Source organism: Streptomyces sp. NPDC041940, from assembly GCF_055589465.1.
On sequence record NZ_JBVJBP010000002.1, the window covers coordinates 395,061 to 407,977 of the forward strand.

A 12,917-nucleotide genomic window follows, 5' to 3' on the forward strand; every position below is an offset into this window, starting at 1 on the left:
GGGCGAGGAACCGCCGCGAACGCCGTCGTCGACGGCCGGATGTGAAGTCTCGTCACGTAGTCACCTGCTCGTTCTCGGGGGAAGTCCGATCGCGCCCGACCACCCTGACCCGGGGTCGGCGCAATCGTTCATCCTGCCGCATCCCGTAAGGGGTTTCGTACCGGAGACGGGGGTGAGCGGGGGGTGAGTTACTGCACATGACGCGCCGTCGCGCGCGCCGGATCCGCCCGGCTCGCAGTCGTCTCGTTCACAGGTCCGTGAACGACCCGTGCCGGCCCGCGCCGGAGGCGAAGCGGGCGGCGCCCTCGACGCTCTCGGCCAGCACGCCCGCGCCGTGCCGGAACTCGGTGCCCAGCGCGGCCGGCTCGTCCAGGCCCTCCTGGTCGAGGACGGAGGCGCGGTCGGCGCGCAGGCACGCCTGCGGGAACCCGGCGATCGCGGCGGCCAGTTCCTCGGCCTCGGCGCGGGCGCGGCCGGGCGGGACGACACGGTTGACGAGCCCGATGTCGTGGGCCTCGGCGGCCGGGACGGGCCGTCCCGTGAGGATCAGGTCGAGGGCGCGGCCGGTGCCGATCAGCCGGGGGAGCCGTACGGTGCCGCCGTCGATCAGCGGCACGCCCCAGCGGCGGCAGAACACGCCGAACACGGCGTCCTCCTCGGCGACTCGCAGGTCGCACCAGAGAGCCAGTTCCAGACCCCCGGCCACGGCGTGCCCCGCGACCGCGGCGATCACCGGCTTGGACAGCCGCATCCGGGTCGGCCCCATCGGCCCGTCGCCGTCCGGCTCGGCCCGGTTGCCGCGGTCGGTGCCCAGCGCCTTGAGGTCGGCGCCCGCGCAGAAGGTGCCGCCCTCGCCCCACAGCACCGCCACCCTGGCCTCCTCGTCCGCCTCGAACTCCCGGAAGGCGGCGGCGAGTTCGGCGGCGGTCGGGCCGTCCACGGCGTTGCGTGCCTCCGGGGTCAGATCACCTTCAGCCGCACCAGCGCACCCAGTGTCACCGCGCCCGGCAGCAGCGGCAGCCAGACGGTGATGACCCGGAAGGCCAGGACCACGGCCGTGGCCACCGCGGCCGGGCCGCCCGCCGCGACCAGCGCCACGACCAGAGCCGCCTCCACCGAGCCGATCCCGCCCGGGGTGGGCACCAGGGCGACGGCGACCGTGGCCGCCAGGTAGGCCACCGCCATGTGCGCGGGCGGCACGTCCAGCCCGAGCGACTGCCCCACCAGCACCAGCACGGAGGCCTGCAGCGCGGGGAAGGCGAAGGAGCCGCCCCACAGGGCCAGGGCCCGGGCCGGGCGGGTGTGCACCGAGCGCGCCTCACCGAGTGCCGTACGCAGGAAGGAGACCAGGGCGGAGCGGACCCGCTGGACGAGGGCGACCACCGCCGCCGCGACCACGAGCACCACGCCGACGCCGGCCAGCAGCGGGCCGAACGCCGTCTCCGGAACGAGGGTGCTCAGCCGCAGCGCGTCAGGGAACGCGAGGAACAGGGCCCCCAGCAGGGCCACCCGGCCGATGCTCTCCGCCAGCAGATACAGCGCGAGGGCGGCCGAGGAGCGGGCGAGCGGCAGCCCGCACACCGTCATGAACCGCAGATTGACCGCGCTCGCGCCGAGGCCGGTCGGCAGCAGGTGGTTGGCCGCGCCCGCCGCGAACTGGGTCGCGAGGAGCCGCCGCTTGGGCAGCGGCTCGACGACCGCGCCCTGCCGGGTGCAGGCGGCGGCGACCCAGGTCATACAGGTCGCGCCCACCGCGGCCAGCAGCCATGGCCACTCGGCGGTGCCCAGGTGCGCGAAGCCGTCGGCCAGCACCGACCGGTGCCGCACCGCGACCACGGTGACGAGCAGGAGCGGAAGCAGACACAGGATCTGCCGCAGGCGGCGGACCGGGACGCGACGGGGGAGTCGTCCCGGGCGGATATCGGGGAGTTGTACCGCTGTCACATCCGCAGAGGCTTCCCATGGCGTGCCAACGGCGGGTTGCGGAAGCGGGGACTGCGGCTTACGTGCGGGGAGCGGCTCGGAGGAGATCGTCATCGGGGCCTTCGCGCGGGGAGCGGGCGGGGGACGGGAAGAGGAGGATCGGGCTGATTGTGCGGGATGTCGGGGGAGATGCGCGAGCGCCTTGACCTCAAGAATGCTTGAGGTTCTACGTTTCGTGCCATGAGCATGGAGACCACAGCGTGGACACAGCTGCAGAGCGTCATGCACGCCGAGCAGGAAAGCCGCCCCTTCGCCCTGGCGACCCTGCGCCGCATCGGCGCGTTCGCCCGCCCGCACCGGCGCCGCATCGCCCTCTTCGTCCTGCTCGGCGTGGGGACCGCCCTGCTCGCCGTGGCGACCCCCGTCCTGGCCGGGAGGGTCGTGGACGTGATCGTCTCGTCCGGCGACGAGGGCACCGTCGTACGCCTGGCCCTGCTCATCGCGTTGATCGCGGTGGCCGAGGCGGCGCTCGGCATCCTCGGCCGGAGGCTGTCGGCGACGCTCGGCGAGCACCTCATCCTCGATCTGCGGACCGCCGTCTTCGACCATGTGCAGCGGATGCCGGTCGCGTTCTTCACACGCACTCGTACGGGCGCTCTCGTCTCCCGGCTCAACAACGACGTCATCGGTGCCCAGCGCGCCTTCAGCAACACCCTGTCGGGCGTGGTCAGCAACCTCGTCACGCTCGTGCTCACCCTCGCCGTGATGCTGACCCTGTCCTGGCAGATCACCCTGCTGGCGCTGGTGCTGCTGCCGGTGTTCGTGCTGCCGGCGCGGCGCATGGGCAGCCGTATGGCCCGGATGCAGCGGGAGGCGGCGACGCTGAACGCGGCGATGGGCACCCGCATGACCGAGCGCTTCTCCGCACCCGGCGCCACCCTGGTCAAGCTCTTCGGAAGGCCCGAGGAGGAATCGGAGGAGTTCGCCGAACGCGCCCGCCGCGTCGCGGACATCGGAATCCGGACGGCCACGGCCCAGGCCGCCTTCATCACCGCCCTCACCCTGGTCTCCGCCCTCGCCCTGGCCCTGGTCTACGGCCTCGGCGGCTGGTTCGCCCTGCGCGGCGCCCTGGAACCGGGCGCGGTCGTCTCACTGGCACTGCTCCTGACCCGGCTGTACGCCCCCCTGACCGCGCTGGCCGGGGCCCGGGTCGAGGTGATGAGCGCACTGGTCAGCTTCGAGCGGGTCTTCGAAGTGCTCGACCTCAGGCCGCTCATCGAGGAGAAGCCGGACGCGCGCGGCGTGCCCGACGGGCCCGTGGCGGTCGAGTTCGAGAAGGTCCGCTTCGGCTACCCCGCCGCCGACAAGGTCTCCCTGGCCTCCCTTGAGGAGGTCGCGACCCTGGACCGGCGGGGCGGCGACGAGGTCCTGCACGGCATCTCCTTCCGTGCCGAACCGGGCCAGACCGTGGCGCTCGTCGGATCCTCCGGCGCCGGCAAGTCGACCGTCGCGCAACTCCTGCCCCGCCTGTACGACGCCGACGAGGGCGCCGTACGCGTCGGCGGCGTCGACGTCCGCGACCTGAGCGCCCGGGCCCTGCGGGAGACCCTCGGCATGGTCACCCAGGACGGGCACCTCTTCCACGACACCGTCCGCGCCAACCTCCTGCTGGCCCGCCCCGCGGCGACGGAGGAGGAGGTGTGGGACGCCCTGCGCCGGGCCCGACTCGACGACCTCGTACGGTCCCTGCCCGACGGCCTCGACACCGTCGTCGGCGAACGCGGCTACCGGCTCTCCGGCGGCGAACGCCAGCGCATGACCATCGCCCGGCTGCTGCTGGCCCGGCAGCGCGTCGTCATCCTCGACGAGGCCACCGCCCACCTCGACAACACCTCCGAGGCCGCCGTGCAGGAGGCACTCACCGAAGCCCTCGACGGCAGGACGGCGGTCGTGATCGCCCACCGGCTGTCCACGGTCCGGTCGGCCGACCAGATCCTCGTCGTCGAGGCCGGCCGGATCGTGGAACGGGGCACGCACGAGGAACTGCTGGCGGCGGGCGCACGGTACGCGGAGCTGTACCGCACCCAGTTCAGCGAGCCGGAGCGCACGGTCGCCGAAACCGTGTGAACGGCTCCGGGCGCGCGTCCGTACCTCTTCCGAGTACTCCCGCCTGCCCACCAGGGCAGAACAGCGCGCATCCGGAGAGGCGACGTGTCCCAGCAGCAACCGCACGCACCAACCAACCGCCGGACCCCGTCCCGCGCTCACCGCCTGCGTGCCGCCGCCGCGGTGGGCGCCCTGGTCGTGCTTCCCCTGGTCACCGCCTGCGGCGGCGGTGACGACAAGAAGCCGGCCGGCAGCGACAAGGCGGCGACGCCCAGCGGGGCGGCCGCTCCCGCCGCCGGTGTCGTCGCCCCGGCGAAGGTCGAGGTCATCGCCGGGCTGGCCGGCTGCAAGGCGAAGATCCGCACCGAGGCGGACGAGCTGCGCGAGGGCGTGTGCCACACGAAGAAGGGGGACTTCCTCATCACCACCTTCCCCGAGGAGAAACTGAAGGAGACCTGGCTGGAGGCGGCCAGCGTGTACGGGGGCAAGTACCTCGTCGGCATGCGCTGGGTGGTCAGCGCCAAGCCCGGCATGTACGAGCACCTGCGCGCCAAACTCGGCGGCACCGTCCGGGAGATGCAGGGCATCGGCCCCTCCGCGAACCCCTCCTGACGTCACTCCGGTACCAGACGGCGGACGAGGCCGGCGACCTCCGCGTCCTGCCGGGCGAGGAAGGTCTCGAAGGCGCGGCCGGTGGCGAACACGTCGGTCCAGCCGTGCCGCCGGAGTTCGGCCCGCCACCGGCGGGAGCCGTGCAGCTCGGTCAGCGCGTCGACCCAGCGCCGCCGCTCGGTGTCGCTGATGCCGGGCGGGGCCACGACGCCCCGCCAGTTGTTGAAGACCAGGTCGATCCCGGAGGACCTCAGGGTCGGGACACCGGGCAGGACACCGACCGGCCGCTCACCGGTGACGGCGAGGACCCGCAGCCGGCCGCCGCGTATCTGGTCCAGGAACTCGCCGAACCCGCTGGTGGCGACGTCGACCCGGCCGTCGAGCAGCGCGGGCAGCAGATCGCCGCCGCCGTCGTACGGGACGTAGCCGACCTTCCGCGGGTCGATGCCGACCGCCTGGGCCAGCTCCATCGGCAGCAGATGATCGGGGCCGCCGGCGGAGGAGCCGCCGCCCACCCTGAGGCGCCCGGGGTCCGCGCGCCAGGCGTCCACCAGGGCACCGATCGTGCGGTACGGCGACTCCTCGCGGACGACGACCGCGCCGGCCTCCTCGATCAGGCGGGCGATCGGGGTGGTGTCGGTGACGGACACCGCCGAGCCCGCCGCGTGTGACGCGCCCACCACTCCGAGCCCCATCTGCAGCGCGAGTTCGCCGTTGCCCTTCTCGTCGACTACGCGCCGCAGACCCACCGTGCCGCCGGCACCCGGCAGGTTGAACACCTGTACGTCCGGCGCGATCCCGGTCTCCTCCAGCACCCGGGCCGCGGTACGGGCCGTGGTGTCGTAGCCGCCACCGGGGGTGTTGGGCACCATGAGCCGCAGGTTCGCGGTGTCGCCGCCCGGCCACGCCCCGCACCCGCAGACCACCAGCAGCGCCAGGACGGCGAAGGCGCCGAGAAAGGCGCGCGCCGGGCCTCTCATGACACCTCCCCTTCGATTTCCACTGGTGGGCGTCATGATTGTCCGACTCGGCACATGAGCCGCTCCCCCTTGTGTCGGCAGAGAAGATTGAGTTCGTTGTGGTCGCCACCTTCCGTCGCCATTCGCTCGCGGGCGAGATGCTGGTGCTCCAGCTCGCCATCGTCGTGGTGGTGCTGCTGGCGGTCGCCGCGGTCTCCCTCGCCCAGTCGCAGGCCACCTTCACCCGCGTCGAGGGACGCCGGGTGAGCGCGCTGGCCGAACAGCTCGCCGCCAACCCGCTGGTGCGCAGCCAGCTGGTGCGTCCCGCGCCGGGGGAGACGCTCGCCCCGCTGGTGCACTCCACGCAGGCGCAGTCCGGGGTGACCTCGGTGACGGTGGCCGACGCCGGTGGCCGGATCGTCAGTTCCACCAACCCCACGGTCGTCGGCGAGCGGCTGCCGCTCGGGCCGGGCACCACCCGGGAGCGGGGCTGGTCGGGACAGCTGACCCTGGACGGCAACCGCCAGCTGGCCGCCCAGGTCCCCGTCCTCGGGGCGACCGAGGCGAACCTCGGCCGGATCCTCGGCACGGTGATGATCGGCGAGGCCGATCCGACGGTGTGGCAGCGGCTCAGCGGAGCCTCCTCCTACCTGCTCGCCTATCTGGGCATCGCCAGCGGGCTCGGCGTGGCCGGCTCCTGGCTGCTCGCGCGGCGCGTGAAACGGCAGACCCTCGGGCTGGAACCACGGGAGATCGCCGGGCTCGCCGAGCACCGGGAGGCGATGCTCTACGGGATCGCCGAGGGCGTGATCGCCCTGGACCCGCAGCACCGGCTCACCCTCGTCAACGACATGGGCCGCCGCCTGCTCGATCTGCCCGAGGACTGCGTGGGCCAGAGCCTGGACGGCCTGGGCATCGACGGACGGCTGCGCGACGTGCTGGCCGGAACCACCGCCGACAAGCGGGACGAGGTCGTCGTACGCCGTGGCCGGGTCCTGGTGATGAACCGGATGACCGTCACCAAGGACGGCCGGCTCCTCGGCTCCGTCACCACCCTGCGCGACCGCACCGAACTGGCCCGGCTGGAACGGGAGATCGGATCCTTCCGCAGCTCCTCGGAACTGCTGCGCGCGCAGGCTCACGAGTTCGCCAACCAGCTGCACACCATCTCCGGGCTGATCCAGATCGGGGAGCAGGACGAGGTCGTGCGCTACATCCGCGCGTTGAACCAGCGCCGCCAGTCCCTGGACGTCACCCTCAGCCGCCGCGTCCGGGACACGGCGGTGGCCGCGCTGCTGACGGCGAAGGCGTCCCACGCGGCCGAACGGAAGGTCAGCCTGCGGATCTCCGACGACACGGCGCTGGAACGGCTGGCCCCGGAGGACGCCGCCGACGTCGCGACCGTGGTGGGCAACCTGGTCGACAACGCCGTCGACGCCGCCGCGCCCGACGGACAGCGGTGGGTCGAGGTGGCGCTGCGCCAGGACGCCTCCAGCGTGGAGATCGTGGTACGCGACTCCGGCCCCGGCGTGGCTCCCGAACTGGCCCGCGAGGTGTTCTCCCACGGCTTCACCACCAAGGCCGCCCGCGAGGGCGAGCGCGGCATCGGACTGGCCCTGACCAAGCTGGTCTGCGAACGGCACGGGGGCGAGATCTCGGTGTCCAACACCCCCGACGGAGCGGTGTTCACCGCACGCATGACCGTCGGCCGGCTCACCGGCACACCGGCGGAAGGAGCGGCCCCATGACCGGAACGCCCCGCGAGACGGGCACGATCGACGTCCTCGTGGTCGACGACGACTTCATGGTGGCCCGCGTCCACCGCACCTTCGTGGAACGCGTCCGGCCCTTCCGCGTCGTCGGCGTGGCCCACACCGGCCGGCAGGCCATCGAGGCCGTGGACGAACTGCGCCCCGACCTCGTCCTCCTCGACCTGTACCTCCCCGACCTCTTCGGCCTCGACGTCATCCCCCGGCTGCGCACCGCCGGACACGACTGCGACGTCATGGTCATCAGCGCCGCGCAGGAGGCCGACACGGTCCGCGGCGCCGTCCGCCGGGGTGTCGTCGACTACCTCCTCAAACCCTTCGACTTCGAGGACCTGCGCCCCCGCCTGGAGCGCTACGCCGCACAGCGGGGCCGCCTGCTGACGACGGTCGTACGGGGCCAGGCCGACGTGGACCGCGTCCTGGCCGGCGCGATCGTCCCCGCCCCCGCCCCCACCCTGCCCAAGGGCATGAGCGTGGAGACCGCCGAACTGGTCGAACGAGCCCTGCGCGCCACGGACGGCACCCTGTCCGCGACCGAGTGCGCGGCCCTGACCGGCATCTCCCGCGTGAGCGCCCGCCGCTACCTGGAGTACTTCCACAGCACGGGCAGCGCGGACGTGTCCCTGCGCTACGGCGCCGCCGGCAGGCCGGAACGGGGCTACTCCTGGCGGGCGTGATCCGCTCCCTGCGAGCACGCGATCGCCGCCGCCCGGACGCGAGTCCGAGCGGCGGCGATGTGCGGCCGGCCCCGGGACCGTACCGGGGCCGACACGTCAGGGGCGGTTGGTGAGGTAGCCGCCCATGGAGGTGAAGTACTCGGCGGCGGGCAGTTCCCGGCCGTCCTCGGTGCGTACGCGGGTGATGGCGAGGCCCTGGTTGCGGCCGGTGCGGGCGTCGGCGCCGGCGACGATCACCACGCCGTCGCCCTCGCGGTAGAAGATCCGGCCCGGAGTGCCGCCGTAGCGGCCCTCGGAGACGAAGGCGGCCAGGACCTCGAGCCGCTTGCCGCGGTGGAAGGTGTAGGCGCTGGGGTACGGCTCGGACTGGGCGCGGACCAGACGCTCCAGGTCCGCCGCCGGCCACGTCCAGTCGATGCGGCTGTCCTCGTCGGCGCGCTTGTGGAAGAAGGACGCCTGGGAGCGGTCCTGCTTGGTGAACTCGGTCTGGCCGGAGGCGATGAGGCCGAGCGCGCCGATGGTGACCGGGGCGATGAGGTCGACGGTCTTGTGGAAGAGGTCGGTGGCGGTGTCCGTCGGACCGACCGGTACCGCCTCCTGCCGGACGATGTCGCCGGCGTCGAGCTCGTCGTTCATCATGTGCGCCGTGACGCCGACCTCGGGCTCGCCGTTGATGAGGGCCCAGATCAGCGGGGAGAAGCCGGCGTACTTCGGCAGCAGCGAGTCGTGCACGTTCAGTGTGCCGTGGCGCGGGAGGTCGAAGATGCGCGGAGGGATCCACGTCCGCCAGTTGTTGGCGACGAGGATGTCCGCGTCGGCCTCCTTGAGGCGCTCGAACAGCTCGTCGTCGTCCGGGCGGTTGCGGATCAGCACGGGTACGCCGTGCTCCTCGGCGAGATCGGCGACCGAGTCGCTCCAGATTTTCTCGTACGCGTGCTCGCTCTTGGGGTGCGTCACGACCAGCACGACGTCGTGCTCGGACTCCAGGAGGGCTTGCAGGGTGCGATGCCCCCAGGTCTGGTAACCGAACATGACGACCCGCATGGGGTTCCTCCTCAGAGCAAGGGTTTGGCCGAGGTAAGTAAAGCAAGGCTTACCTTAGTCCGCAACGGGGGTCCATGTTGCCCCAGTTGCGGAGCCCCGTCCGGTGGGCGTCCGTTTTGTCCTGTCGACACCTTCGCCGGTTTAGCTTAGGCTCACCTAAGTTCCGTGGCATGCCGCTCCGTTGGCATGCCCGCCTCTCGTTCCCTCCACACCTGACACGCGGCTGCCCCGCACGATGGGAGTGACATGTCGCAGGTTCTTCCTGGTGACGCACAACCGGTCCACGACCTCATTGGCATCGGCTTCGGACCGTCCAATGTGGCCATGGCTATCGCGCTTCGCGAGCACAACGCGCGCGTCGGCAGGCAGGAGGCAGTCACCGCTCACTTCTTCGAGCAGCAGCCCCGCTTCGGCTGGCACCGCGGCATGCTCATCGACGACGCCACCATGCAGGTCTCCTTCCTCAAGGACCTGGTGACGCTGCGCAACCCGTCGAGCGAGTACAGCTTCCTCTGCTACCTGCAGAGCAAGGGCCGGCTGATCGACTTCATCAACCACAAGAACCTCTTCCCGCTGCGCGTGGAGTTCCACGACTACTTCGAGTGGGCCGCGGCCCAGGTCGACGACATGGTCTCCTACGGCCACGAGGTCGTCGGCGTCGCGCCCGTGACCCGTGACGGCGTCGTGGAGTACCTCGACGTGACCGTCCGGTCGGGCGAGGGGCTCGAGGTCCACCGGGCGCGCAACCTCGTCATCGGCACCGGCCTGCGCCCCCTCATGCCCGAGGGCGTGGAGCGCGGCGACCGCGTCTGGCACAACTCCGAACTGCTGGCGAAGGTCGACGAGCTGGAGGGCACCTCACCCTCCCGGTTCGTCGTCGTGGGCGCCGGACAGAGCGCCGCCGAGAACGTCGCCTACCTGCACCGGCGCTTCCCCGAGGCCGAGGTCTGCGCGGTCTTCTCCCGCTACGGCTACAGCCCCGCCGACGACAGTGCCTTCGCCAACCGGATCTTCGACCCCCAGGCGGTCGACGAGTACTTCTCGGCGCCCGAGGACGTCAAGCGCCGGCTGATGGACTACCACGGCAACACCAACTACTCCGTGGTGGACATCGACCTCATCGACGACCTCTACCGGCAGTCGTACCGGGAGAAGGTCCTGGGCACCGAGCGCCTGCGCTTCCTCAACGTCTCCCGGCTCACCGGCGTCAAGGAGACGCAGGCCGGCGCCCGGGCCACCGTGACGTCCCTCGTCACCGGCGAGGAGACCGGCCTGGACGCGGACGTCGTGGTCCTCGCCACCGGCTACAGCCAGGCCGACCCGACCGGGCTCCTCGGCGAGGTCGCCGACGCCTGCCTGAGGGACGACGAGGGCCGGGTCCGCGTCGAGCGCGACTGGCGCATCGCGACCGACCCGGGGCTGCGCTGCGGCATCTATCTCCAGGGCGGTACGGAGCACACGCACGGCATCACGTCGTCCCTGCTGTCCAACACGGCGATAAGGGTGGGCGAGATTCTGGACTCGCTGCTCGGCCGGGGGGCCGACACGGCCCGCACGCTCGCCGACGGTACGGGCAGCACGGCCCGCTGAGCGCCGGGCCCCTTCAGGGCATGGGCGAACTGCACGATCCTGGATCAACTCGCAGACAGCACAAGGGATAACGTACGTCCACATGGGCACGACTGCTGTGGTTGAGCGCCCCGCGCCCAGGGGCACATCGAAGGCCCGTCGGCGGCGGGTCCTGGGTCTGGGCATCCTCGTGGCGGCTCTCGTGGTCGCCGCGGTGCTGTCGCTGGCCGTCGGCGCGAGGGCACTGACTCCCGGCGAGGTCTGGCACGGGCTCTTCGGCGCCCCGACGTCCGACCAGCGGCTCACCGAGATCCGGCTCATCGTGGAGACCGTACGGGTGCCACGGACGGTGCTCGGGATCGTGGCCGGGATCGCCCTGGGGGTCGGCGGCGCGCTGATCCAGGGGTACACCCGCAACCCCATCGCGGACACGGGCCTGCTGGGGGTGAACACCGGTGCCTCGTTCGCCGTCGTGTCGGTGATCGCCGTGTTCGGGCTGTCCAACCCGTTCCAGTACGTCTGGTTCGCCTTTCTGGGGGCGGCGGTCGCCGGGGTCGTGGTGTTCGGACTGGCGAGCGTCGGCCGTGGGGCCGGCAACCCGTTGACGCTGGCGCTGGCCGGGCAGGGCGTCACCGTGTTCCTCATGGCGATGACCACGGCGGTCGCGCTGTCGAACCAGGCGTCGCTGAACGCGCTGCGGTTCTGGAACGCGGGTTCCCTGGCCGGAGTCGGGTTCGACGTCATCTGGCCGGTGACCGCCTTCATCGCCGTCGGGCTGGTGCTGGCCCTGGTCATGCTGCCCTCCCTCAACCTGCTCAACCTGGGGGACGACGTGGCGCGGGGGCTGGGCGTGAACATCGCGCTCAGCCGCACCGTCGGCATCACCGCCATCACACTGCTGGCGGGCGCGGCGACGGCCGCCTGCGGACCCATCGCGTTCCTCGGCCTGATGGTGGCCCACGTGGCCCGCTATCTGACCGGCCCCGACTACCGCTGGCTGGTGCCGTACGCCGGTCTGCTCGGCGCGGTCGTGCTGCTGGTCTGCGACATCATCGGGCGACTGGTGGTGCGGCCGGGCGAGTTGGACGCGGGTGTCGTCGTGGCGCTCCTCGGCGCCCCCTTCTTCGCGGTGCTCGTGTGGCGCGGAAAGTTCAGGAGCGCGTGAACGTGACAGATGTGAAGTCGTCGCTGCCGCCGGGGGTGCGGCTCGGCCGGGTGTCGTTCGTCTGGCGGCCCTGGCTCGTGTGCGTCACGCTGCTGCTGGCCGCGGCCACGTTCCTGGTGTTCTGCGTGTCCATCGGCGTCGGGGACTTCCCCATCGCGCTGCCGCAGGTGATCGCCACGCTCCTCGGGAGGGGCGAGCAGGTCGACCAGTTCGTCATCATGGACCTGCGGATGCCGCGGGCCCTGGCCGGGCTCGTCGTGGGGATCGCGCTGGGGGTGTCCGGGGCGATCACGCAGTCCATCGCGCGAAACCCCCTGGCCAGCCCGGACGTTCTGGGCATCACCTCGGGCGCCAGCGCGGTCGCTGTGTCCCTGGTGACAGCGACGGGCGGGGCCGCCGCGGCTGTCGTCAACTCCGTGGGCCTGTCGGCGGCGGCGCTCGCGGGCGGCCTCGGCACGGGGCTGCTGGTGTACTTCCTCGCCTGGCGGCGCGGGGTCGACGGCTTCCGGCTCATCCTCATCGGCATCTCGGTGAGCGCCGTGATGGAGGCCATCACGACCTGGCTGCTGGTCACGGCCGACATCAGGGACGTGGCCCAGGCCCAGGCCTGGCTCGTCGGCTCCCTGGACGACCGGTCGTGGGACGAGGTCTGGGTGGCGCTGTGGGGCACGCTCGCCCTGCTGGTCGTCGTCACGGGCGTGGCCTTCCAGTTCAAGCCGATGCACTTCGGCGACGAGGTCGCCGCCGGCCTGGGCGTGCGGTACGCGGCGGTCCGGGCCGTCCTGCTGCTGTGTGCCGTCCTGCTGGCCGGATTCGCCGTCAGCGCGGCGGGCCCGGTGCCGTTCGTCGCGCTGGTGGCGCCGCAGGTGGCGATGCGGCTGGCGCGGTGCCCGACACCGCCGATGGCGGCCTCCGGTCTCGTGGGCGCGTTGCTGCTGATCGCCTCGGACCTGCTCGCGCGCACGGCGCTGCCTGTCTCGCTCCCGGTGGGCGTGGTCACCGCCGCCGTCGGCGGCCCCTTCCTGGTCTATCTGCTGGTGCGGGCCAACCTCAGATAGGTGTACAAGAGTCAGGCATACCTAAGTAAGGGGGG

11 protein-coding genes are annotated in these 12,917 nt (G+C 72.1%); 7 read left to right on the forward strand and 4 right to left on the reverse strand.

Going from position 1 to position 12,917, the window contains the following annotated elements; all coding sequences use genetic code 11:
- Positions 1-247 precede the first annotated feature (247 nt).
- A complete protein-coding gene (locus ACZ6I3_RS06455; protein ID WP_469412486.1) occupies positions 248-964 on the reverse strand; it encodes a crotonase/enoyl-CoA hydratase family protein in 717 nt (238 codons plus the stop codon).
- The gene (locus ACZ6I3_RS06460; protein ID WP_469412232.1) at positions 961-1,944 is read right to left on the reverse strand and encodes a lysylphosphatidylglycerol synthase transmembrane domain-containing protein; all 984 of its coding nucleotides are present in this window, start codon (positions 1,942-1,944) and stop codon (positions 961-963) included. The genes ACZ6I3_RS06455 and ACZ6I3_RS06460 overlap by 4 nt, the downstream gene beginning before the upstream one ends.
- A gap of 225 nt (positions 1,945-2,169) precedes the next feature.
- On the opposite strand from ACZ6I3_RS06460, the gene ACZ6I3_RS06465 reads away from it, so the two are divergent.
- Together ACZ6I3_RS06465 and ACZ6I3_RS06470 are read left to right on the forward strand one after the other, a co-directional pair.
- Entirely contained in the window at positions 2,170-4,050 is a 1,881-nt protein-coding gene (locus tag ACZ6I3_RS06465) for an ABC transporter ATP-binding protein (RefSeq protein WP_469412488.1), read from the forward strand.
- An 84-nt stretch (positions 4,051-4,134) separates the two neighbouring features.
- Complete coding sequence (locus ACZ6I3_RS06470) at positions 4,135-4,641, forward strand: hypothetical protein (protein ID WP_469412233.1); 507 nt, start codon at positions 4,135-4,137, stop codon at positions 4,639-4,641.
- A 2-nt stretch (positions 4,642-4,643) separates the two neighbouring features.
- On the opposite strand, the gene ACZ6I3_RS06475 is transcribed toward ACZ6I3_RS06470, so the two are convergent.
- Positions 4,644-5,621, reverse strand: a complete 978-nt coding sequence (locus tag ACZ6I3_RS06475) for a Bug family tripartite tricarboxylate transporter substrate binding protein (protein WP_469412234.1) — start codon at positions 5,619-5,621, stop codon at positions 4,644-4,646.
- A 98-nt stretch (positions 5,622-5,719) separates the two neighbouring features.
- Here ACZ6I3_RS06475 and ACZ6I3_RS06480 point away from each other — a divergent pair, with 98 nt between their 5' ends.
- Together ACZ6I3_RS06480 and ACZ6I3_RS06485 are read left to right on the forward strand one after the other, a co-directional pair.
- Entirely contained in the window at positions 5,720-7,348 is a 1,629-nt protein-coding gene (locus tag ACZ6I3_RS06480) for a sensor histidine kinase (RefSeq protein WP_469412235.1), read from the forward strand.
- On the forward strand, positions 7,345-8,046 hold the full coding sequence (locus tag ACZ6I3_RS06485; protein WP_469412237.1) for a response regulator: 702 nt from the start codon (positions 7,345-7,347) through the stop codon (positions 8,044-8,046). Before ACZ6I3_RS06480 ends, ACZ6I3_RS06485 begins: the two co-directional genes overlap by 4 nt.
- A gap of 96 nt (positions 8,047-8,142) precedes the next feature.
- On the opposite strand, the gene ACZ6I3_RS06490 is transcribed toward ACZ6I3_RS06485, so the two are convergent.
- Positions 8,143-9,090: a methionyl-tRNA formyltransferase gene (locus tag ACZ6I3_RS06490; protein WP_469412239.1), complete on the reverse strand. Its 948-nt coding sequence runs from the start codon at positions 9,088-9,090 to the stop codon at positions 8,143-8,145.
- 246 nt (positions 9,091-9,336) lie between these two features.
- Between ACZ6I3_RS06490 and ACZ6I3_RS06495 the strand changes: the two genes are divergently transcribed.
- From ACZ6I3_RS06495 to ACZ6I3_RS06505, 3 genes are all read left to right on the forward strand, one after another.
- Positions 9,337-10,680, forward strand: coding sequence for a lysine N(6)-hydroxylase/L-ornithine N(5)-oxygenase family protein (locus ACZ6I3_RS06495; RefSeq protein ID WP_469412241.1), 1,344 nt, complete (start codon positions 9,337-9,339; stop codon positions 10,678-10,680).
- 82 nt (positions 10,681-10,762) lie between these two features.
- Positions 10,763-11,824, forward strand: coding sequence for a FecCD family ABC transporter permease (locus ACZ6I3_RS06500; RefSeq protein WP_469412243.1), 1,062 nt, complete (start codon positions 10,763-10,765; stop codon positions 11,822-11,824).
- On the forward strand, positions 11,821-12,882 hold the full coding sequence (locus ACZ6I3_RS06505; protein WP_469412244.1) for a FecCD family ABC transporter permease: 1,062 nt from the start codon (positions 11,821-11,823) through the stop codon (positions 12,880-12,882). Before ACZ6I3_RS06500 ends, ACZ6I3_RS06505 begins: the two co-directional genes overlap by 4 nt.
- Positions 12,883-12,917 lie beyond the last annotated feature (35 nt).

Coding starts and splice junctions, on each gene's coding strand:
- ACZ6I3_RS06465 (WP_469412488.1), top strand. CDS start 2,170: ATGGAGACCACAGCGTGGACACAGCTGCAGAGCGTCATGCACGCCGAG.
- ACZ6I3_RS06475 (WP_469412234.1), bottom strand. CDS start 5,621: ATGAGAGGCCCGGCGCGCGCCTTTCTCGGCGCCTTCGCCGTCCTGGCG.
- ACZ6I3_RS06485 (WP_469412237.1), top strand. CDS start 7,345: ATGACCGGAACGCCCCGCGAGACGGGCACGATCGACGTCCTCGTGGTC.
- ACZ6I3_RS06490 (WP_469412239.1), bottom strand. CDS start 9,090: ATGCGGGTCGTCATGTTCGGTTACCAGACCTGGGGGCATCGCACCCTG.
- ACZ6I3_RS06495 (WP_469412241.1), top strand. CDS start 9,337: ATGTCGCAGGTTCTTCCTGGTGACGCACAACCGGTCCACGACCTCATT.
- ACZ6I3_RS06500 (WP_469412243.1), top strand. CDS start 10,763: ATGGGCACGACTGCTGTGGTTGAGCGCCCCGCGCCCAGGGGCACATCG.